The 21504-nt window shown below is 37.2% G+C and carries 17 protein-coding genes and 1 pseudogene; 10 read left to right on the top strand and 8 right to left on the bottom strand.

The annotated features are described in order from the left end of the window. The 4 genes and pseudogenes from ABWO41_RS04790 to ABWO41_RS04775 form a co-directional block, all read right to left on the bottom strand. Positions 1-215: pseudogene (locus ABWO41_RS04790) on the bottom strand (OmpA family protein); the annotation flags it as partial. Between the two features lie 2 nt (positions 216-217). Further along, positions 218-1180 carry a PorP/SprF family type IX secretion system membrane protein gene (locus tag ABWO41_RS04785; protein WP_353134258.1) on the bottom strand — a complete coding sequence of 321 codons (963 nt, stop codon included), beginning with the start codon at positions 1178-1180 and terminating at the stop codon, positions 218-220. After that, complete coding sequence (locus tag ABWO41_RS04780) at positions 1180-2361, bottom strand: T9SS type B sorting domain-containing protein (protein ID WP_353134255.1); 1182 nt, start codon at positions 2359-2361, stop codon at positions 1180-1182. The genes ABWO41_RS04785 and ABWO41_RS04780 overlap by 1 nt, the downstream gene beginning before the upstream one ends. Then, a complete protein-coding gene (locus ABWO41_RS04775; protein ID WP_353134252.1) occupies positions 2362-4890 on the bottom strand; it encodes a phage tail-like protein in 2529 nt (842 codons plus the stop codon). It abuts the gene before it with no gap. 206 nt (positions 4891-5096) lie between these two features. On the opposite strand from ABWO41_RS04775, the gene ABWO41_RS04770 reads away from it, so the two are divergent. From ABWO41_RS04770 to ABWO41_RS04740, 7 genes are all read left to right on the top strand, one after another. Continuing rightward, a complete protein-coding gene (locus ABWO41_RS04770) occupies positions 5097-5942 on the top strand; it encodes a transketolase (protein WP_353134249.1) in 846 nt (281 codons plus the stop codon). Positions 5943-5971: 29 nt separating this feature from the next. After that, positions 5972-6925 carry a transketolase family protein gene (locus ABWO41_RS04765; RefSeq protein ID WP_353134246.1) on the top strand — a complete coding sequence of 318 codons (954 nt, stop codon included), beginning with the start codon at positions 5972-5974 and terminating at the stop codon, positions 6923-6925. Positions 6926-6999: 74 nt separating this feature from the next. After that, the gene (locus ABWO41_RS04760; protein WP_502945631.1) at positions 7000-7542 is read left to right on the top strand and encodes an RNA polymerase sigma factor; all 543 of its coding nucleotides are present in this window, start codon (positions 7000-7002) and stop codon (positions 7540-7542) included. A 31-nt stretch (positions 7543-7573) separates the two neighbouring features. Beyond that, entirely contained in the window at positions 7574-8134 is a 561-nt protein-coding gene (locus ABWO41_RS04755) for a hypothetical protein (protein ID WP_353134240.1), read from the top strand. A 10-nt stretch (positions 8135-8144) separates the two neighbouring features. Next, positions 8145-8573 carry a hypothetical protein gene (locus tag ABWO41_RS04750; RefSeq protein WP_353134237.1) on the top strand — a complete coding sequence of 143 codons (429 nt, stop codon included), beginning with the start codon at positions 8145-8147 and terminating at the stop codon, positions 8571-8573. Positions 8574-8629: 56 nt separating this feature from the next. Then, positions 8630-9823, top strand: coding sequence for an aspartate aminotransferase family protein (locus tag ABWO41_RS04745; protein ID WP_353134234.1), 1194 nt, complete (start codon positions 8630-8632; stop codon positions 9821-9823). Further along, a complete protein-coding gene (locus ABWO41_RS04740) occupies positions 9813-10649 on the top strand; it encodes a mechanosensitive ion channel family protein (protein ID WP_353134232.1) in 837 nt (278 codons plus the stop codon). Before ABWO41_RS04745 ends, ABWO41_RS04740 begins: the two co-directional genes overlap by 11 nt. 26 nt (positions 10650-10675) lie before the next feature. Here ABWO41_RS04740 and ABWO41_RS04735 read toward each other — a convergent pair whose 3' ends face one another. Continuing rightward, positions 10676-11596, bottom strand: coding sequence for a DUF58 domain-containing protein (locus tag ABWO41_RS04735; protein ID WP_353134230.1), 921 nt, complete (start codon positions 11594-11596; stop codon positions 10676-10678). 221 nt (positions 11597-11817) lie between these two features. Between ABWO41_RS04735 and gyrB the strand changes: the two genes are divergently transcribed. Further along, complete coding sequence (gene gyrB, locus ABWO41_RS04730; protein WP_353134228.1) at positions 11818-13776, top strand: DNA topoisomerase (ATP-hydrolyzing) subunit B; 1959 nt, start codon at positions 11818-11820, stop codon at positions 13774-13776. A 58-nt stretch (positions 13777-13834) separates the two neighbouring features. Here gyrB and ABWO41_RS04725 read toward each other — a convergent pair whose 3' ends face one another. From ABWO41_RS04725 to mdh, 3 genes are all read right to left on the bottom strand, one after another. Beyond that, the gene (locus ABWO41_RS04725; RefSeq protein WP_353134225.1) at positions 13835-14245 is read right to left on the bottom strand and encodes a group III truncated hemoglobin; all 411 of its coding nucleotides are present in this window, start codon (positions 14243-14245) and stop codon (positions 13835-13837) included. Between the two features lie 91 nt (positions 14246-14336). Beyond that, positions 14337-14774 (bottom strand): aspartyl protease family protein, encoded by a 438-nt coding sequence (locus ABWO41_RS04720; RefSeq protein WP_353134222.1) that lies wholly within the window; start codon positions 14772-14774, stop codon positions 14337-14339. Continuing rightward, positions 14775-15713, bottom strand: a complete 939-nt coding sequence (mdh, locus tag ABWO41_RS04715; protein WP_353134219.1) for a malate dehydrogenase — start codon at positions 15711-15713, stop codon at positions 14775-14777. Between the two features lie 269 nt (positions 15714-15982). On the opposite strand from mdh, the gene dnaE reads away from it, so the two are divergent. Both dnaE and mgrA read left to right on the top strand, forming a co-directional pair. Further along, positions 15983-20347, top strand: a complete 4365-nt coding sequence (gene dnaE, locus ABWO41_RS04710; RefSeq protein WP_353134216.1) for a DNA polymerase III subunit alpha — start codon at positions 15983-15985, stop codon at positions 20345-20347. Between the two features lie 4 nt (positions 20348-20351). Continuing rightward, entirely contained in the window at positions 20352-21365 is a 1014-nt protein-coding gene (gene mgrA, locus ABWO41_RS04705) for an L-glyceraldehyde 3-phosphate reductase (protein WP_353134213.1), read from the top strand. Positions 21366-21504 lie beyond the last annotated feature (139 nt).

Here is a 21504-nt window from a genome sequence, read left to right as displayed (position 1 = left end):
ATAAAACGGTAACAGTTAGCCAGCTTTTCTGCCACTTCCAAGCTGCCTCCTTTTTTCATCAATCGCTCATAAATCTCAATGGCGTAGTGATAATCATATTTATTGTAATACTTATTCGCTTTACCTAAATCATCAGATTTAAGTTTTGAAGGAGTGAGAACATAGGCAGCAATACCAAGTCCCAAAACTGCGATCAATATTTTTTTCAACCTCATATTTAAAAATATCTCGGATTTAAAATCTTTAAGTCTTTGCTTTTGCTTAACACAAATCCAACGCTAATTTCGTGAGTAGAATTGAAACTTTTTAGTGAAGAAGTAGAATAATCATAAGAATATCCAATATTCCAGGTATCATTTACAAATTGTAGCATTCCAACAACTGCACTTCCGTTAATTTTATTACCTATATTTTTTTTCCATAAGTCAAAGTTTGATCGGTAAGATCCTCCAATCCAGACTTTATCCATGATCAAAAAATTCAAATTACCATCAATCCCTGTAGGTCCTTTTATATCTTCTTTAATTAACAGGGTGGGCTTACATTTTAAGTACTCATTAAGATCAAATAAATAACCCGCAGAAAGAAAGAAATGGTTATTCTGGTTGGTTACCATTTCCCTGATTGGCTTACCGGAAGAAAACATTTGAGAAAACAGATTAGTAGCAGAAAAACCAATAAAAAACCGATTTGTGCTATAGTGTATACCAAATCGGGCTTCTGGGTCTATATATGAGTATTTTCCCTGCAAAAAACCTGTTTCTTGTTCTTCTTCATAAGTAGCTTTATCAGAATCGTAGGTGTATTGTGAAATACCTCCTGCCAAACCTAAAGCTAGCACACCTTCTTCCCCAACAAAAAGTTTATAGGAGTAATTTAAGTAACCTGTAAATTTTCCTCTTAAGCCGTATTTATCATTTACCACACCTAAAGCCAGTCCAACCTTATCATTTGCAACAGAACCATCAACAATAAAAGTCTGCGTTTTTGGTGATCCTTCCACTCCTACCCATTGATTACGATAAACCGCACTAACGTTTAAGTTTTCTTTGTAACCCGCATAAGCCGGGTTTATTACCAGATTATTGAACATATATTGCGAAAACTGGGGGTCCTGCTGTGCTCTGGTTTCCAGAGATACCATTATTGCGATATAAAAGACTAAGAAATATCTATTCATTATTTCTGATTCTTAACCAAAGAAATAAAGCCTTTAAAGACTTTATATTCAGTGCCTATTTTCACTTTCAACAGATAATAATAGGTACCATCATTTAAACTGGAGCCGTCCCACCTGTTTACAGACGAAAAAGACTTGGTCCTAAAAATTTCTCCACCCCATCTATTAAAAACAGTAATCTCATTATCGGGGTAATCATCTATATTACCAATCGTCCAGGTATCGTTCTTTCCATCTCCATCAGGAGAATAACTATTGTAAAATACCAGATTGTGAGATTCTGTCAACGATGCTAACGTCACGGGAAGATTTTCAATCTTATCCGGACTAAATGTTATTTGCATATTCAGATCTTGCCCAACAACAGTTGAGGATTTAGATGATGGAATATTTTCCCAAAAATTATTTACCCAGCCTGCTAAAGAAGTATATTCCTCCGAATCATGATAGAAATAGTTAATATTCAAACTAGAGTTTCCAACAGTACGATTAAGAACATGATAATATTTAGAATTGACTTCCCCGATATTCTCCTTTTTACTATCTCTGTAATAATATACTGTATTAGGATCTTTATTCAGGAATGATACCCCTACAGTATTTTCTTCATTAGAAGAGGAATTTATTTCTATTGGTCTATATAAAAGTTGTCCTTTGTCAATTGCTCCCATAGGGTATAAATAATTTCCTGCTGGTCCTAATTTACGATAGAAAAAACCTTGTTCAGAAGAGCTTATAAAGCCATCTTTTCTGTTCAATGCATTTTCTGATGCGTTTAACAAAATCAGCTTATTTCCTTCTATTGAAAGTTCTCTATCCCCTAAGTCCAGATTACTCCAAACTTCAGTCTTCTGTTTCAGCGATTTAACTTTAGTTCCTTCTAATTTGATTGAAGGAAAAAAGAGTGGAAACATTCCTGTTAATTCCTGACTTGCCCCTTCTAAAACAATCAGACCAATAGATTTTTTTAAGAATCCTCCTAATTGGTTTTTATTATCCCAATTACCTGCAACAAACAAAGTTCCGTCGTTAAGTATTTCGCTATCGTTTTCAATATCTGTATCGACAGTTAGCTCCACACCTTTTTGCACAGTCAGTTCTGCTCCGTCTTTTATCACCAACTGTGCATGCAGTTGCATAAAAAACAGGTTCACTAAAACTATAACTACAAACTTTTTCATCTAATTTATAACTACAGCGTTAAAAGTTATGTCCGGTATAACTATTGCCAAACCGCCCACATTATACAGTTTAACCTCTATTTCATTATCTGCTACACCTCTGACATAAGAAATAATAATACCATCCGGCAATTCTGTTACGGGAGAAACCTGAATTACAGAAGCGGTGTTTACCTGACTTAAGGTACAAGTTTGTTTTAAAGCAGAATTAGGCTGAATAGAAGCTCCAATAACAGAAAATGAAGATTTAGAAATGTCATTTAATTTTGTTCCGTTAGTACCCAAAATAAAGTCTCCATTAACATGCAATTTAGCAGTTGGAAAATTCTGGTATATACCTATACTTCCCGCAGCAGTCAGGCGCATAACTTCAATGCTATTGGTACCGAACACCAAATCATTTGCATCTTTAGTTCCAAGAAAAGACCCTGCCGTACCTGATATTGCAGGTGAAGTACCAATATTGCCATTTAGCTGCCATGTTGTAGAAGTATCTACCGGCCCTTTGATATTTGCAACTTTTTGCCATGCATTATTAGATATTTTCTTATAAACATCTCCGCTAAGCCTGTCTAAATACAAGTCATTAATAGTTCCTAATGCTGTACCTGGAGCAGAAGATCCTTCATACCAAGAATTACCGCCATCACCTTTAATACCTTGTGGTCCCTGCGGTCCCATTGGCCCAACCGGGCCGATTTCTCCGGTATCACCTTTGTCTCCTTTTTCTCCACGCTCTCCCCGATCACCTTTTTCTCCTTTTGGACCAACAGGTCCAATGGTTCCTATTTCCCCCTGTATACCTTGTGGACCCTGAGGGCCTGTTAATCCTATTGGTCCCTGAACTCCCGGATCACCTTTATCTCCCTTATCACCTTTCTCACCCTTCAACCCTTGATCTCCTTTTGGACCGGCAGGCCCAGTTAACCCCAAAGGACCGGCGGGTCCAGTATCTCCTTTATCTCCTTTTGGACCAATTGCTCCTTGTGGCCCTGCCGGCCCCTGAATTCCTTGTGGACCAACAGGGCCAGCTGGCCCTGCAATACCTTGTAAGCCCTGATCGCCTTTTTCACCTTTATCTCCCTTGTCTCCTCTCAGCCCCTGAATACCCTGATCTCCCCGATCTCCTTTCGGACCTGTAAGACCAACAGGTCCCTGATCTCCTTTTTCGCCCTTTTCTCCTTGAGCCCCCCTTAATCCTTGCGGTCCCTGATCTCCCTTAACGCCCTGTAATCCTTGTGCTCCCTGAATCCCCTGAATTCCTTGTTCGCCCCGATCTCCTTTATCTCCTCGTGGGCCCTGTAATCCTATTAGACCTTGCTCACCTTTATCTCCACGCGGCCCCTGAAGGCCTTGTATACCTTGTGGTCCTACGTTGCCTCTATCTCCTTTTTCACCTGCAGGCCCCTGAGGTCCCACAGGACCAACTACTCCAGTAGTTAAATTTGCAATAGGAAGCGACCACCCTCCTGTTTTATATCTGTATACTTTTCCTGTACTTGTATCTAAATACAAATCATCTTCCCGTACTTCTGTAAACGAGGTCATAGATGGGTGAGTATCACCGGTAAACCATAAAGCTCCCTGATCTCCTTTTTCTCCCCGTGGCCCCAAAACACCTGTCGTTAAATTAGCAATAGGTATAGACCATGCCCCTCCTTCGTACCGATATACTTTTCCCGTTGTAGTATCCAGAAACAAATCTCCTTCTCTTGCCCCCGAAATAGAAAGTCTTTGAGGTTCATCTGTCCCTGTAAACCACAAAGGCCCCTGATCACCTTTTTCGCCTTTTTCTCCCCGATCGCCTTTAGGGCCAGCCTCACCTTTTTCTCCCTGTAACCCTTTCTCCCCTTGTGGCCCGATTGGTCCAATCGCACCTTCTAGTCCTTGAATACCAGCTTCACCTTTATCACCTTTTGGACCAGGAACTCCCGGAATACCCTGTATACCCTGAACTCCTTGTTCACCTTTTTCGCCGGACAATCCCTGAATTCCCTGATCTCCTTTATCACCCTTAATTCCCGGGTCGCCTTTATCTCCTTTTGGCCCTACCGCTCCTGTCTTTAGATTAGCTATTGAACCCCAGCTACTATTATCATATTTAAATACCTCTCCTGTAGAAGTATTTAAATACATATCCTGATAGTTCGGATGAATCGGATAAGCGGAGGTCGGATTGTTTGTACCTGTAAACCATATACTTCCCCGCAGTCCATCCCCGTTTGCTATTGATATCCACGAAGTACCATCCCAATAACTAAATTGAGTTGTAGAAGTATTAAATATTAATAATCCCTTATCCTGTAACGACAACTTTGCCGACAAGATATCTTTCTCTCCATTAGATAATCTAGGTATAAGAATACCCTTTTCTCCAGACGATATATCCAAAATGGCATTCCCATTTGGTGATCTTGTACCAATTCCGACTGAGCCTGATTGTGCCCAAAGCTCTACACTTCCAAGAAGCAAAAGAAATAAAATTGGCGTTTTTTTTAGAAAAGATCTTTTACGTAAAGCTTTATCCATAGATTAAAAAATAAACAATAATAAATTACATAAATGTCATAACTAACAAAAACATTTATACCAAAAGAATAAGCTGCAGTTATAAATTTTAATAATCAACAAATTAAACCTATTAAAAAATACTTTTACAACACATCGATTGATTTTTTTATACGAGTTAGCAATAAAATGGTTACATTAGCCCGATTTTTATGTTTTAACGAAAAATGGCTAAAGAAATTAAAGAATTAGAACAAGTTGCTTCTCAGGTTAGAAGAGACATCATTAGAATGGTATATGATTGCCAATCGGGACACCCTGGAGGCTCATTAGGATGTACCGATTTTCTGGTTGCTCTATACTTCAGAGTAATGAAACATGACCCTAAGTTTAATATGGATGGAATTGGAGAAGATCTTTTCTTCTTATCTAATGGCCATATATCTCCAGTTTTTTACAGCGTATTAGCCAGAGCTGGCTACTTCGACGTAGAGGAACTAAAAACTTTCAGAAAGCTAAACTCCAGACTTCAGGGCCACCCTACTACTCATGAACACTTACCTGGAGTAAGAGTTGCATCGGGTTCCCTTGGCCAGGGATTATCTGTTGCAATAGGAGCTGCTCTTACTAAAAAGATAAATAAAGATAATTCCGTTGTTTTTAGTCTTCACGGAGACGGCGAACTTCAAGAAGGTCAAAACTGGGAAGCTATTATGTTTGCTCCTCATAACAAAGTAGATAATTTAATCGCTACAGTAGATTTCAACGGTCAACAAATTGACGGACCTACATCAGCAGTATTAAGCTTAGGCGATTTAGGTGCTAAATTCGAAGCTTTTGGTTGGGAAGTTCTACATGCTGACGGAAATAATATGACAGAGATTGTAGAAACGCTGGAACTTGCCAAATCCAGAACAGGTAACGGTAAACCTATCGCTATTATTATGAAAACAGAAATGGGTAAAGGAGTAGATTTCATGGAAGGTTCTCACAAATGGCATGGTATCGCGCCTAATGCAGAGCAACTTGCTGCTGGCTTGGCTCAATTAGAAGAAACTTTGGGCGATTACTAATCAAAACTTAATTTATCACGACAATTGCAATGAAAAAATACACATATACTGAAAAAAAAGACACTCGTTCTGGTTTCGGTGCTGGTTTGTTAGAGGTTGGCAGAAAAAATGAAAACGTTGTTGGTCTTTGTGCTGACTTAATCGGATCTTTAAAAATGGGAGATTTTCAAAAGGAATTTCCTGAAAGATTTGTACAAACAGGTATTGCAGAGGCAAACATGATTGGTATGGCTGCTGGTATGACTATTGGAGGTAAAATTCCATATACAGGTACGTTTGCAAACTTCTCTACTGGTAGAGTTTATGACCAAATCAGACAATCTGTTGTTTATTCTGGTAAAAATGTAAAAATATGTGCTTCTCATGCCGGTTTGACCTTAGGAGAAGATGGCGCTACACACCAAATTTTAGAAGATATTGGTATGATGAAAATGTTACCGGGAATGACAGTTATAAATCCTTGTGACTATAACCAAACTAAAGCTGCAACAATTGCTATTGCAGATTACGACGGACCGGTTTATTTGAGATTTGGCCGCCCGGTAATTCCGGTATTTACACCTGCTGACCAAAAATTCGAAATTGGAAAAGCATGGATGGTTAATGAAGGAACAGACGTAAGTATCTTTGCTACAGGACATTTAGTTTGGGAAGCTATTTTAGCTGGCGAAAAACTTGCAGAAGAAGGAATTAATGCTGAAATTATCAATATTCATACGATTAAACCTCTTGACGAAGAAGCAGTCTTAAATTCAGCAAGAAAAACTGGCTGTGTTGTTTCTTGTGAAGAGCACAACAGATATGGTGGATTAGGTGAGAGCATTGCTCAGTTATTGGCAAAAGAACTACCTACACCAATGGAATTTGTTGCTGTGAATGATAGTTTTGGTGAAAGTGGTACTCCTGCTGAGTTAATGAAAAAATATGGCTTAGACAGTTCTAACATTGTTGAAGCTGTAAAAAAAGTAATGAAACGCAAATAATTTCTTACTTTTAAATATTTAGATTAGCCGGAGTTTTCACTTCGGCTTTTTCATTTAGAAAGTTTTATATGTTAATAGAGGATTCGGAATTATTAGCCATGTTTCGGGAAGAATCGAAGCGCCACAAAGCATTTTCGATTTTACTAAAAAAATATCAACAGAAAATATACTGGCATATTAGACGTATGGTTATCGATCACGACGATGCAGATGATATAGTTCAGGAAGTTTTCATTAAGGTGTGGAAAAGTTTAGATTCATTTAGACAAGATTCGCAGTTGTACACCTGGATTTATAGAATTGCCACAAACGAATGCATCACCTTTCTTAACAAGAAGAAAAATCATTTGAATATTTCTTATGAAGAGCTGGCTGAAAAACTCGAAGATTCTTTAAATGATGATAATTTCTTTTCTGGCGAGGCTATACAAAAAAAATTACAAAAAGCAATCCTTACGCTGCCAGAAAAACAGCGATTGGTTTTTAACATGAAGTATTATGATGATTTAAAATTCCAGGAAATCTCGGATATTTTAGGTACAAGTGTAGGAGCCTTAAAAACTTCGTATCATTTGGCTGTTAAAAAAATTGAAAACTTTTTATTGACATCAGATTAAACCTTTTCTGTTTTAATATATCTGTATAAGTATGAAAGAAGTAAATAGCAACGGAGAAATGGATGGAACTTTCTTAGAAGGGCTCAAAAAGAACCCTTTCATAGTTCAAGAGAACTACTTTGATCATTTACATGAGCAAATACTATCTAATGTAAAACTTGCAGGTTTTAAGGAGGAAAATCCTTTCAAGGTTTCTGAAGATTATTTTTTGCAAACAGAGAAGCAAATTCTTGCTCAGGCGAATCTTCCGAAAGAATCTACTAATGCATTTGAAGTTCCGGAAAATTATTTCGACAATCTTCAAACCAGAATTCTTTCCGGAATTGAAGAGTCGAAATCAAAGAACAATGTTCGCTCGATTTTCAACCCAAGCTTTATAAGATATGCAGCAGCCATCCTGGTTATACTTTCGATCACTTTGGGATTATATTTTAATCAGAAAAAGGTAAATGTAAATAGTGAAATAGCGAATATACCGGATCAGGAAATAATTGATTATCTAAATACATATTCAGATCCCAGCGATATTCAATTTATTTTAGAAAACACAAACGATTTATCTTCATTAGAAGATCAACTTAGTCATTTATAGTTATAATGCTATGAAAAATCTATTAATTATATTTTTCTTCATATTTTCTTTCAATAGCTTATTAGCACAGGAAAGACCACATTCAGGCGTATCTCATAGAGAAAAATGGGAAAGAATAGATGCATTAAAATTGCAGTTTGTGATGAAGAAATTACAACTTCCCTCTTCTACAGAAAATAAACTGATACCTGTTTATAACAATTATCAACAGGCTTTAAGAAATGTTTATGCGGAACGCAGAAGAATTAGAGAGCAGAATAAAGCCAATCCGGGAAAACAGGTTGACACTGATTTTTCCTTTGAATCCAAAATTCTGGCAGTAAAACAAGAGTACAAGAAAAAATTTGAGACTATATTAAACTCCGAACAACTGAATACATTATACTCTTCTGAAAGAGAATTCAGAGAAGAGTTAATGCAGCAATTGAAAAAGAATTAATATGTAAATTACTTGTTCCTGACGTTATAAAGCTTAATATTCCTATATATTTGCACATGCTTAGTCAGAAACAATTATTCTTATTAAACACCGCCCAAACATCAAATTCGCCTAGATTTCTAGAGATAGAAAAAGCCGAAGGAAATTATCTTTATGATGTTGATGGAAGAAAATATCTGGATCTGGTATCCGGATTTGCGGTAAGCAATATTGGACATAGACACCCGGCAGTTTTAGAAGCTATAAAAAATCAACTGGACAGATATTTACATGTAACTGTTTACGGTGAATATGTGCAATCTCCACAGGTGAATTTTGCTCATCTTTTAGCTAAAGTTTTACCCGAAAATCTGTCTTCGGTATACTTCACCAATTCGGGGACCGAAGCTACAGAAGGAGCATTAAAATTAGCTAAAAGGTATACCGGCAGGACAGAAATATTATCGTACCATCATTCTTACCACGGAAGTACCCATGGTGCACTGAGTGTAATGGGAAACGAATATTACAAACAGGCTTACAGACCATTACTTCCTGATATCAGATTTCTAAATTTAAACGCAGAAGAACAGCTTGAACAGATTACCGAAAAAACTGCTGCAGTTATCCTCGAATCTATACAGGGTGAAGCTGGCATCAGAGTTCCTGATAGAAACTATTTCAAAAAACTTCGCGAAAAATGTAACGAAACAGGAACTTTATTAATTCTCGACGAAATTCAAACAGGATTCGGTCGTACAGGCAAATTATTCTGCTTTGAACATTATGACTTAGTACCTGATATCTTATTAATCGCAAAAGGAATGGGTGGTGGAATGCCTATTGGGGCATTTGTATCCTCTAAAAAGATCATGGATTCTTTAAAAGAGAATCCGATTTTGGGGCATATTACAACATTTGGTGGTCATCCGGTAAGTTGTGCTGCTGGTCTGGCAAGCTTGAAATTGATTTTAGAAAAAAAACTATTTAACGATGTTCCTGAAAAAGAAGCTCTTTTCAGGACACATTTAATTCACCCTAAAATTAAGGAAATAAGAGGTATTGGGCTGATGCTTAGTCTGCAGTTGGATTCTTTCGAACATGTAGAAAAAGTAAGCTCGCTGTGTGTAAAAGAAGGGTTAATTATAGATTGGTTTTTACACTGTGAAACGGCTATGCGTATAGCACCTCCATTAACAATCTCTAAGGAAGAAATTATATACGCTTGTAACATTATCAAAAAAGCAATGGATAAAGTTTATGAATCCTGAAACAGTTAATTATCTGGAGACAGTACAACAGTTTTTGGTGACCAAAGGAACCGAAGTGGGAATCGCTTTAATTAAAGCAACTCTTATCTGGTTTGTAGGTAAGCAAATCATTAAGCTTATTAACAAAGCTTTTGCTGCTATAATACAAAAAAACAAAGTCGATCTTTCGCTGCAATTATTCTTAAAAAGCATAGTACACAATGCTTTAACTGTATTATTGATCATGACGGTCCTTACTACATTAGGAATCGAGATGACTTCATTTTTTGCTTTACTTGGTGCCGCTGGTCTCGCTGTGGGTATGGCTTTGCAGGGAAGCTTGTCTAATTTTGCAGGAGGAGTACTTATATTACTTTTGAAACCTTTTAGAGTTGGGGACAGCATTGAAGCAAAGGGAGTTTCAGGAACAGTAACAGAAATACAAATTTTTCATACCATTCTTAAAACCGGTAACATGAAAACCGTCATTATTCCAAATGGAACATTATATAATGACGTGATTATTAATAATTCTATCGAGAATGCCCGAAAAATCGAATGGCTTTTTAATATCAACTATGGTGATGATATTGATTTAGCTAAAAAGATCATTCAGGATATTATTTATACTGATGACAGAGTTTTAGACAGGGCTACTCCTTCTATTGTTGTTAATTCGGTGTCCAATAGCGGGATAAGCTTAAAGGCTACCGGTTTGGTAAATAATTCTATTTTATCTGCAGTAGAAGCGGAAAAGGTTGAAGAAGTAAAAAAAGCTTTTGATAAAAACGGAATCGCCCAACCCAGTACTCATACCAACATACATCTTTATCAACAAAACGTATAACAGTGGTCTAGTAGAAGAGGTTGAACTTATGACATCTTATTTCTTTTTATCAACCAGGCATTTAATGTCGGGTTAAAACCATCTTCCAGGTAGGCATTTACCAGATCTATCTTTAACTGAGCACATTTTGTATCCAGATTCTCTTTAAAGACAGCCATCATGCGTTTATATTCTTCTAAATATTGTGTAGGGTTTAACTTAATCTGTTCCCCGGTTTCTGCATCAATAAATTGATAAGGCCTGTTCTCAAAATCAAACTCCAATTCATGTTTTCTTTCTAAAACATTGAATACAATAATCTCGTGTTTATTAAATTTTAAATGTTGCAGGGCAGCAAAAATAGTCGACAGCTCCTTTTCATTCGATGAGTTTTCAAACAGATCAGAAAACAAAACAATCATTGATCGCTTAGGTAAACTTTCCGCTATTTTATGCAGACTCTCTGCTATGTTTGTCTTTTTATCCTTAACCGGTTCTCCCAAATATCTTTCTAACTGATGATACAAAAATTTCTCATGAACCATAGTTGATTTGGCCGGAGTTTGTAATTCCACATCGTCAGCAAAAATTGTAAGCCCAAAAGCATCTCTCTGCTTCTTCAAAAGATTGATAATGGCCGCAGAGCACAAAGCAGAAAATTGAAATTTATTTAGTAATTGCTGAGGATAAAACATAGATGAGGAAGCATCGATAAGCAAATGACATCGTAAATTCGTTTCTTCCTCAAACCTTTTGGTAAACATCTTCTCTGTTTTAGCAAATAGCTTCCAGTCTACATTCCTCACAGATTCCCCTTCATTGTACAGTCTGTGTTCCGCAAATTCTACAGAAAAACCGTGAAATGGACTTTTATGCAAACCTGTAATAAATCCTTCCACCACCTGTCTTGCCAAAAGCTCAATATTGATACCATCTTTCAGATCTTCCAACACTATTTTATTCGCCATATATCAATTAAAGATAAGCTTTCAAAATAGGTAAATTTCGCTAAAAATCAACAACATATAAAGCTGTCTGGAATTGTTTATAAATCCAAACCAAAAAACAACAAATAAACATCTCATAATCAGTAATTTAAATAACAAAAAAGAGTAACAAGATATTTATCCACATGTTACCCTGAAATCCGTCTTAAAAGCTTATTTTTGAAGTTATTACTTTATAAATCATGAGTGAATCAGTAGAAAAAAATTCAAATTATTCAGCAGATAATATTCAGGTACTAGAGGGATTAGAGGCTGTAAGAAAACGCCCTGCCATGTACATTGGCGACACAGGCGTCAAAGGATTACACCATTTGGTCTATGAAGTTGTGGACAACTCTATAGACGAAGCTTTAGCAGGTTACTGTACAGACATCCATGTTACTATACATACAGATAATTCAATTACCGTAGAAGATAACGGTCGTGGTATTCCAACCGGAATCAACACAAAAGAAAACAAATCGGCATTAGAAATTGTAATGACTGTTCTTCACGCCGGTGGTAAATTCGACAAAGACACTTACAAAGTCTCCGGAGGTTTACATGGTGTAGGGGTTAGCTGTGTGAACGCGCTTTCTACGCATGTGATAACCGTGGTGCATAGAGAAGGCAAAATCTTTACTCAGGAGTACGAAAGAGGAAAGCCTTTATTTGATGTAAAAGTTATAGGTGAGAGTGATCGTACAGGAACAATCCAGACTTTTCATCCGGACCCGGAAATTTTTACTCAAACAACAGAATACAAATTTGATACTTTAGCCGGAAGATTAAGAGAATTAGCTTTCTTAAACAAAGGTATCCGTCTAACCTTAACAGATGAAAGAGAAGTTAAAGAAGACGGGTCTTTCCTATTTGAAGATTTTTATAGTGAAGGCGGTTTACGTGAATTCGTAACTTTTCTTGATTCAACCAGAACTCCATTAATTCCTGAAGCTATTTACATTGAGGGAGAGAAAAATGGTATTCCAGTAGAACTGGCTTTCACTTACAACAACTCTTATAATGAAAATATCCACTCTTATGTAAACAATATCAATACGATAGAGGGCGGTAGCCATGTTGCAGGCTTTAGAAGAGGTTTAACAAGAACACTAAAATCTTATGCTGAGAAATCCGGACTTTTAAAAAACATTAAAGTTGAAATTACCGGAGACGATTTTAGAGAGGGCTTAACTTCTGTTATATCTGTTAAAGTTCAGGAACCACAGTTCGAAGGGCAAACAAAAACAAAATTAGGAAATACCGAAGTAACCGGTGCTGTAGACATAGCTGTTGGTGAAGCACTAGGAAACTTCCTGGAAGAAAACCCTAAAGAAGCTAAGCTTATTGTAAATAAAGTGATTTTGGCTGCTACAGCCAGAGCCGCTGCCCGTAAGGCAAGAGAGATGGTTCAGCGTAAAAACGTAATGGGCGGATCGGGTTTACCCGGAAAACTGGCCGATTGCGCTAACAAAGATCCATATGCTTGTGAATTATTCCTTGTTGAGGGAGATTCTGCAGGCGGTACTGCCAAGCAAGGCCGTAATAGAGACTTCCAGGCTATCTTACCGCTAAAAGGTAAAATCCTTAATGTTGAGAAAGCCATGGAGCACAAAATTTACGAGAATGATGAGATCAAAAACATCTTCACTGCATTAGGTGTAAGCATTGGCACAGCAGATGATGATAAGGCATTAAACCTGGAAAAATTAAGATATCACAAAATCATCATCATGACGGATGCCGATGTGGATGGTTCGCACATCACAACATTAATCTTAACTTTCTTCTTCAGGTACATGAAAACCTTAATCGAAGCAGGAAATATTTATATAGCAGCTCCTCCTCTGTATCAGGTAAAAAAAGGAAAAGATTTTGAGTATTGTTGGAATGATGTTCAACGTGATGCAGCTATCCAAAGGTTAAAAGGAGGCGGTAAGGAAGACAGTGTGCATGTACAACGATATAAAGGTTTGGGAGAGATGAATGCAGAACAGCTGTGGGAAACTACTCTGGATCCAGAAAGAAGAACTTTGAAAAAAGCGACCATTGAAAGCGCAGCGGAGGCCGATAGAATTTTCTCTATGTTAATGGGCGATGAAGTTGCTCCAAGGCGTGATTTTATCGAGAAAAATGCGAGATACGCTAAGATAGATTTATAAAAACAAAGCTTCAATAAAACAACAAAGCCAGAATTAAAAATTCTGGCTTTGTTGTTTATTATCTTATTTTTCCAATATTAGCGCCCGCAGATTGTCGAAAATTTTCAATTTTATAGAACATTAAATCTGCAATAGATACAGCATTCTTCTTCGCTCTATCAGCTATTTCGCCATCAAAAAGCTCATCTACAGTTTCCATAAATAAACTTTTCCATCTGCTAAAATCTTCCCCCTCCAGTTTTCTTTTTTCATTCAGCCTAAAATGAGCTTCCATTGGATTTCCCACATACCCCCGCTCTCCCAACAATGTAGAGGCCCAAAACTTGTACATAACAGGTAAGTGTTTTTCCCAATCTACATGCGCCACCTCATTAAAAATTGGAGAAAGTAATTCGTCTTTATTTACTTTTCCATAAAAACTATTTACAAGCAACTGGATATCTTCCATGTTTTCTATATCCTTTTTCATAACGACTTTCTTAAAAAACAATTACGATAGCAACGGTTCTCCAGTACCAATTTGATTTTAAATAATAAAAACTCCTGTGACTTTAGTCATATTATGCTTTTCTCAATTTAAGAATTAAATGCTTATAATCGATTAACGCCTCATATTCCATTAAAATATCGCCGCCTAAGACGCCTATAACAGAAGGCAGTTTCAACTGCTGATAAGCATATTTTATAGTACTTAAATCAAAAATAGGAACCTCATATGCTTTCACTACCAAATTACCGATCATAAACTCCGGAATCATTATCATATATCTTTCCATCGTTGTAGTTCCCAAGCCAACAGCATGCTGATCCGGCAAATGCTGTATGACCGAATGGTCGTCTATAAGAAGTTCTATAGTATCTTTATCTAACGCTGTTTTTGACGCTCCGGTATCTAAAACCAGATTAAACCTCTCTCCATAAATTACAACTTCGACCAAAAGGTGGAAGCCGTCCCCTTGCAGATTGATTAATTGCAGAGGTACATTAAATTCTTCCATTTATATAACACGCGTGTCTTTCAGCACCTGATTCATGGCCCTTACAGCATCTGCAGATTTACTAAAAGCGCTCCTTTCCTGTTCACTGAGCTCGAAGTTAACAATTTTTTCCCAACCATTTTTACCCAATACAACTGGAACTACTAAAGAAATATCATCCTCACCATATTCACCTTCAAGGTAAACACCACATGAAAGCAATTTTTTTTCATCTCTGATTATCGCTTCTACCATTGCTGCTGTCCCTGCTCCTGGTGCATACCATGCAGAAGTGCCTATGAGTTTTGTTAAAGTCGCCCCTCCTACCATAGTATCTGCAACTATTTTTTGCTGCTGCTCCTCTGTTAAAAAATTGGTTACCGGAACGCTGTTCCATGTTGCATGTTTAATCAGTGGAATCATAGTTGTATCGCCATGCCCGCCAATTACAACAGCATTTAAATCAGAAGGCGAACACTCCAGCTCCTTACTTAAGTAATATTTGAATCTTGATGAATCCAAAACACCGCCCATTCCCAATATTTTTTGTTTTGGTAATCCGGAAGTTTTAAAGGTAAGATAATTCATGGTGTCCATTGGATTTGAAACAACGATGATTATCGTATTTGGTGAATATTTAAGAATATTCTCTGTTACTGATTTTACAATCCCGGCATTTGTTCCAATCAGTTCCTCTCTGGTCATTCCCGGTTTTCGTGGAAGGCCAGATGTCACAACCACCACACTTGAGTCTGCTGTTGCAGCGTAATCATTCGTAATACCTTTTAATTTTGTATCGAAACCCAGTAAAGCTGAAGTTTGCATGATATCCATCGCCTTCCCTTCCGCAAAACCTTCTTTAATATCTAATAGAATTAATTCTTCAGAGAGTTTCTTTCTGGCAATGTTATCGGCACAGGTTGCGCCTACTGCACCAGCTCCTACTACTGTAATTTTCATGGTTTTATAATTAAGGATGATTAAATCAATTTGTTAACCAGAATCCCAATTTATATAATATAACCTACCGAAACAACTTTTATTGGAATTCAAAAGAACGACTTTCACAACAATACACTTTCTACAAACCTATTTCTCAACATATTGTTTGGAATAATTTCTATCCACATCAGAATGTTGATATCATAACTAAAAAATGACATCAATTTTTGATAATTTTGGATGTATCTTTTAATAAGTTCAGCTACAATTCTGCTAAATTATTTTCTATGTATTTGATATTTGACACTGAGACGACGGGATTACCAAAAAGGTGGGATGCTCCAATTACAGACGTAGACAATTGGCCGCGTTGTATCCAAATCGCTTGGCAGCTTCATGACGATTTGGGGAACCTGCTTGAGCATCAGGATTACCTTATTAAACCTGACGGGTTTGATATTCCTTATGATGCGGAAAGAATACATGGCATTTCAACAGACCTGGCTACAGAACAAGGCGTTCCTTTATTAGATATTCTTCATAAATTTAACGAAGCACTAAGCAAAGCCAAATTTGTAGTAGGCCAGAATATTGGTTTCGATATTAATATTATGGGGGCCGAATTTCATCGTTATGGTGTAGAGTCTCCTTTAGTAAAACTTCCGATCTTAGACACTTGTACAGAGATAACTGCAAATTTATTACAACTTCCGGGAGGAAGAGGTGGAAGATATAAGTTGCCAACATTAACAGAATTACACGAATATTTATTTAGTGTACCTTTCGCAGAAGCTCACAATGCTACCGCCGACGTTGAAGCAACTACACGTTGTTTTCTGGAACTGATAAAAAGAGAAGTTTTCACACTAGAAGAACTTCAGGTTGATACGACTTACTTTCTGAAATTTCAAGGACATAATGCTGGAATAATTCAGCCTGTGGGCCTGAAACACGTTAATCTGAAAGAAGCATCTGATGAAATTCGCAAAAGGCAAAGAGCAGAAGAAATGCTCCAGAATACCGGAGATACAACAGTTGCCGATTTAACAGATGTAAGTTTTGTACATTTACACAACCATACCCAGTTTTCTATTCTTCAGTCTACAACCTCAATTGGTGATTTGGTAAAAGCCGCAGCGAAACAAAAAATGCCTGCAGTAGCGATTACCGATCATGCCAATATGATGGGTGCTTTTCATTTTGTCAACAACGTATTAAATCATAATAAATCGGCTCAAGCAAAAAATGCAGAAGCCGAAGAAAAAGGAGAAACACCTACAGAACAAATCATAAAACCGATTATTGGTTGTGAGTTTTTTGTGTGTGACAATCATGCCGATAAAAGCAGAAAAGACAACGGCTACCAAATTGTGTTGATAGCTAAAAATAAAAATGGTTATCATAATCTGGCAAAAATGTCTTCCCAGGCTTATACTAATGGTTTTTACTATGTTCCGAGAATAGATAGGGGTATTATCGAACGATACAAGGAAGATATTATCGTCCTCTCGGGGAACCTTTACGGAGAGATTCCCAATAAAATACTCAATGTTGGTGAAACGCAGGCAGAAGAAGCCTTAATCTGGTGGAAAAACACGTTTGGAGAAGATTTTTATATAGAGGTAATGCGTCATCATCAGGAGGACGAAGACCGCGTAAACCAATCACTAGTTAAATTAGCCAGAAAACATCAGGTTAAGCTAATCGCTACTAATAACACCTATTACATCAATAAAAAGGATGCCCATGCTCACGATATTTTGTTGTGCGTAAAAGATGGAGAAAAAATTAATACACCTATTGGTCGTGGACGAGGATTTAGGTACGGTATGCCTAATCAGGAATATTATTTCAAGTCTCAGGACGAAATGAAAAAAATATTTCAGGATCTTCCCGAAGCCATTATCAACATTCAGGAAATTGTCGATAAAGTTGAAACCTTTAAGCTTCATCGCGATGTCCTTCTTCCAAAATTTGATATTCCCGAAGAATTTCAGGTTGCAGAAGACGAACAAGATGGAGGAAAAAGAGGGGAGAATAAATATCTCAAACACCTTACTTACAAAGGAGCTGAAAGACGATATAGCGAAATCACACCGGAGATTAGAGAACGCTTAGATTTCGAATTAGCAACTATAGAACGTACGGGATATCCGGGTTATTTTCTTATTGTACAGGACTTTATTCAGGCTGCCCGGGATATGGGAGTTTCTGTTGGCCCTGGACGTGGTTCTGCTGCCGGTTCTGCCGTCGCCTATTGCTTAGGAATTACCAATTTGGATCCCATAGCTTACGACTTGCTTTTTGAGCGTTTCTTAAATCCAGATCGTGTATCCATGCCCGATATTGATATCGACTTCGACGATGAAGGACGTGGAGATGTAATGAAATACGTTATCGACAAATACGGAGCTAATCAGGTAGCGCAAATCATCACCTACGGTACCATGGCTGCAAAATCGTCTATACGTGATACTGCGAGAGTACTAGACCTGCCTTTGTTCGAAGCAGATAAGATTGCTAAGCTTATTCCTAACTTAAAGTTGAATAAGATTTTCAACATGGACGATCAGGCACTGAAAGGCGTGCTTCGTTCCGAAGAAATGGAAGCTGTTCAACAGTTGAAAGAATTAGCATCTGGAAGTGATTTAAGTGCCGAAACCATCCAACAGGCTAAAGTCTTGGAAGGTTCCGTTAGAAATACAGGAATCCACGCTTGTGGTGTTATTATTACACCTGATGATATTACAAACTTCGTCCCTGTTTCCATAGCAAAAGACTCGGACTTATATGTAACTCAGTTTGACAACTCTGTTGTTGAAAGTGCCGGACTTTTAAAAATGGACTTTTTGGGGTTAAAGACATTAACCCTTATTAAAGATACAGTAAAACTAGTAAGATTCAGAACAGGAACAGAACTTGATCCGGATAAATTCCCGATAGATGATGTTAAAACTTACGAATTATTCCAGAGAGGTGAAACTGTTGGTATATTCCAGTACGAGTCGCCCGGAATGCAGAAATACATGAAAGAACTAAAACCAACTGTTTTTGGTGACTTAATTGCGATGAATGCATTATACAGACCGGGACCGTTGGAGTATATTCCTTCATTTATTAGAAGAAAGAATGGCGAAGAGCCTATTACCTACGATCTAGATGCCTGCGAAGAGTATCTGAAAGAAACTTACGGTATTACCGTCTATCAGGAGCAGGTGATGCTTCTTTCCCAAAAGCTGGCCAACTTTACCAAAGGTGAGGCCGACGTTTTACGTAAAGCAATGGGTAAAAAGCAGAAAGATGTACTTGATAAGATGAAACCAAAATTCATCAAACAAGCTGCAGAAAATGGTCATAACGAAAAAGTACTAGAGAAAATATGGAAAGACTGGGAAGCTTTCGCGAGTTACGCTTTCAATAAATCGCACTCCACTTGTTATGCGTGGGTTGCTTACCAGACTGCTTATCTGAAAGCCCACTACCCTGCAGAATACATGGCGGCGGTACTTTCCAATAACATGAATGATATTAAGCAGGTATCTTTCTTTATGGAAGAATGCAAAAGAATGGGACTAGAAGTTTTAAGCCCGGACGTAAACGAATCTTTCTATAAATTTACAGTAAACGACAAATACGCTATCCGTTTCGGAATGGGCGCAATCAAAGGTGTTGGTGCCGGTGCTGTAGAAACTATTATTGAAAACAGAAAATCAGCACATTACAGATCTATTTTTGATTTAGCGAAACGTATAGATTTAAGAGCCGCCAATAAAAAAGCTTTTGAAAATCTTATTCTTGCCGGAGGTTTTGATTGCTTCGAAGGCACTCACAGAGGGCAGTATTTTTACGACGACGGAGAAGGATCTACCTTAATGGAGAAAGCCATAAAATATGGTGCAAAATATAAAGAAAACGAAAATTCTTCACAGGCAAGTTTATTTGGAGGCGGCAGTGCGGTCGAAATTCCGGAACCTACGCTTCCTAGTTGTGAAGAGTGGGGAACGATGGAAAAACTAGCCAAAGAGAAAGATGTCGTGGGAATTTACATTTCAGGACATCCTTTAGATGACTATAAATTTGTGTTGGATAAATATTGCTCTCCTGGTAACTTAGCTATCTTTAACGATATTGAAAAAGGACAGGATTTTCAATTCAAAGTAGGTGGAATAGTAGCTTCTGTAAGACATATGGTAACTAAAGATGGCAGAGGTTGGGCTTTCTTCAAAATGGAAGGTTATGACGATGGTTACGAATTTGCTATATACAGAGATGATTACCTGAAACATAAACACCATCTCGTACCTAATAATTATCTGCAGATAAAGGGTAACGTTTCTTACTATACAAATGCAGATGGCTCCAAGAAACCAAGAATATCTTTTTCAGATTTTACTGACTTAAGAGACGTTTTGGAAAAACAGTCAGTCAGTTTAGATATTCGCCTGAACATAGAACATATATCCGCACAATTAACTAAAGACCTGGAAAGTATTTTCTCTGATTACACAGGTACTAAAAAATTGAATTTCACAATTTTGGATATGCGGGAACGTGTTTTACTGAATATGAAAAGCCGATCGCAAAAAATCAATATTTGTAACGAGTTATTATCTAAATTAGACAATCTTGAATTAGATTATAAACTCAATTAAATACATGCAAAACTATCAGGTATCCGAATTAAGATATAAAGAAATGAATTACCGCCGCTGTGGAAACAGCGGCATTAAACTTCCTGAAATATCGCTGGGACTTTGGCATAATTTCGGAGATGTAGATGCTTTCAAAACTTCTACACAAATCATTAGAACTGCTTTCGATAACGGAATTACCCATTTTGACCTGGCTAATAATTACGGGCCTCCTCCCGGTTCAGCAGAGATTAACTTTGGTAAAATTCTAAAAAAGGATTTTGCTTCTTATCGGGATGAAATGATTATCTCTTCTAAAGCCGGTTATACCATGTGGGAAGGACCTTATGGAGATTGGGGATCAAAAAAATACCTGATAAGCAGCTTAGACCAGAGCCTGAAAAGAATGCAGCTGGATTATGTGGATATTTTCTATCACCACAGGCCAGACCCAGATACACCTTTGGAAGAAACTATGTCCGCATTGGATTTAATTGTACGCCAGGGAAAAGCATTATATATTGGCTTAAGCAACTACAAAACTCCGGAGTTTTTAAAAGCAACGTCCATTTTAAAAGAATTGGGAACTCCTTGTCTCATCCATCAACCCAAATACTCTATGTTTGAGAGATGGGTGGAAGAAAGCTTATTAGATGCGCTGAAAAAAGAACAAGTTGGTTGTATCCCTTTTTCTCCCTTAGCACAAGGTTTATTAACCAATAAATATTTGAAAGGAATTCCTGAAAACTCCAGGCTGGCAAAAGCGCATGGCTTCTTAACCCAGGCTTATGCTACGGCAGATAAAATAGAGAAAGCAAAACAATTAAATGAAATAGCTTTGAAAAGAGATCAGTCCTTAGCTCAAATGGCCATTTCATGGTTATTGAAAGACAATAGAGTGACCAGCGTTCTAGTTGGAGCAAGTTCACCTGAACAATTATTGGATTCTTTAAAAAGTACCCAGAATGTCAATTTTAGTATAGAAGAATTAGAAAACATAAACCATATTTTATCTTATGGCAAAGGAAATATTATGTAATAACAAGATAAATGAGGTAGAACTATAATCACCAGAACACTTATATTATAATATTATATTTTAGGATTACAGATTCGCAATTTAACATTAAGATAAAACTAACTAACTAACTAACTAACTAACTAACTAACTAACTAAC

It is taken from the genome of Pseudopedobacter sp., from assembly GCF_040392825.1.
In the GTDB taxonomy this organism is placed as follows: domain Bacteria; phylum Bacteroidota; class Bacteroidia; order Sphingobacteriales; family Sphingobacteriaceae; genus Pseudopedobacter.
The sequence above is the reverse complement of the archived record's forward strand: the minus strand, read 5'-3'. Positions and strand labels throughout refer to the sequence as shown.

Coding starts and splice junctions, on each gene's coding strand:
- ABWO41_RS04740 (WP_353134232.1), top strand. CDS start 9,813: ATGAATCCTGAAACAGTTAATTATCTGGAGACAGTACAACAGTTTTTG.
- ABWO41_RS04735 (WP_353134230.1), bottom strand. CDS start 11,596: ATGGCGAATAAAATAGTGTTGGAAGATCTGAAAGATGGTATCAATATT.
- ABWO41_RS04755 (WP_353134240.1), top strand. CDS start 7,574: ATGAAAGAAGTAAATAGCAACGGAGAAATGGATGGAACTTTCTTAGAA.
- ABWO41_RS04775 (WP_353134252.1), bottom strand. CDS start 4,890: ATGGATAAAGCTTTACGTAAAAGATCTTTTCTAAAAAAAACGCCAATT.
- ABWO41_RS04770 (WP_353134249.1), top strand. CDS start 5,097: ATGGCTAAAGAAATTAAAGAATTAGAACAAGTTGCTTCTCAGGTTAGA.
- ABWO41_RS04725 (WP_353134225.1), bottom strand. CDS start 14,245: ATGAAAAAGGATATAGAAAACATGGAAGATATCCAGTTGCTTGTAAAT.
- ABWO41_RS04745 (WP_353134234.1), top strand. CDS start 8,630: ATGCTTAGTCAGAAACAATTATTCTTATTAAACACCGCCCAAACATCA.
- gyrB (WP_353134228.1), top strand. CDS start 11,818: ATGAGTGAATCAGTAGAAAAAAATTCAAATTATTCAGCAGATAATATT.
- mdh (WP_353134219.1), bottom strand. CDS start 15,713: ATGAAAATTACAGTAGTAGGAGCTGGTGCAGTAGGCGCAACCTGTGCC.
- ABWO41_RS04720 (WP_353134222.1), bottom strand. CDS start 14,774: ATGGAAGAATTTAATGTACCTCTGCAATTAATCAATCTGCAAGGGGAC.
- ABWO41_RS04780 (WP_353134255.1), bottom strand. CDS start 2,361: ATGAAAAAGTTTGTAGTTATAGTTTTAGTGAACCTGTTTTTTATGCAA.
- mgrA (WP_353134213.1), top strand. CDS start 20,352: ATGCAAAACTATCAGGTATCCGAATTAAGATATAAAGAAATGAATTAC.
- ABWO41_RS04750 (WP_353134237.1), top strand. CDS start 8,145: ATGAAAAATCTATTAATTATATTTTTCTTCATATTTTCTTTCAATAGC.
- ABWO41_RS04765 (WP_353134246.1), top strand. CDS start 5,972: ATGAAAAAATACACATATACTGAAAAAAAAGACACTCGTTCTGGTTTC.
- ABWO41_RS04785 (WP_353134258.1), bottom strand. CDS start 1,180: ATGAATAGATATTTCTTAGTCTTTTATATCGCAATAATGGTATCTCTG.
- dnaE (WP_353134216.1), top strand. CDS start 15,983: ATGTATTTGATATTTGACACTGAGACGACGGGATTACCAAAAAGGTGG.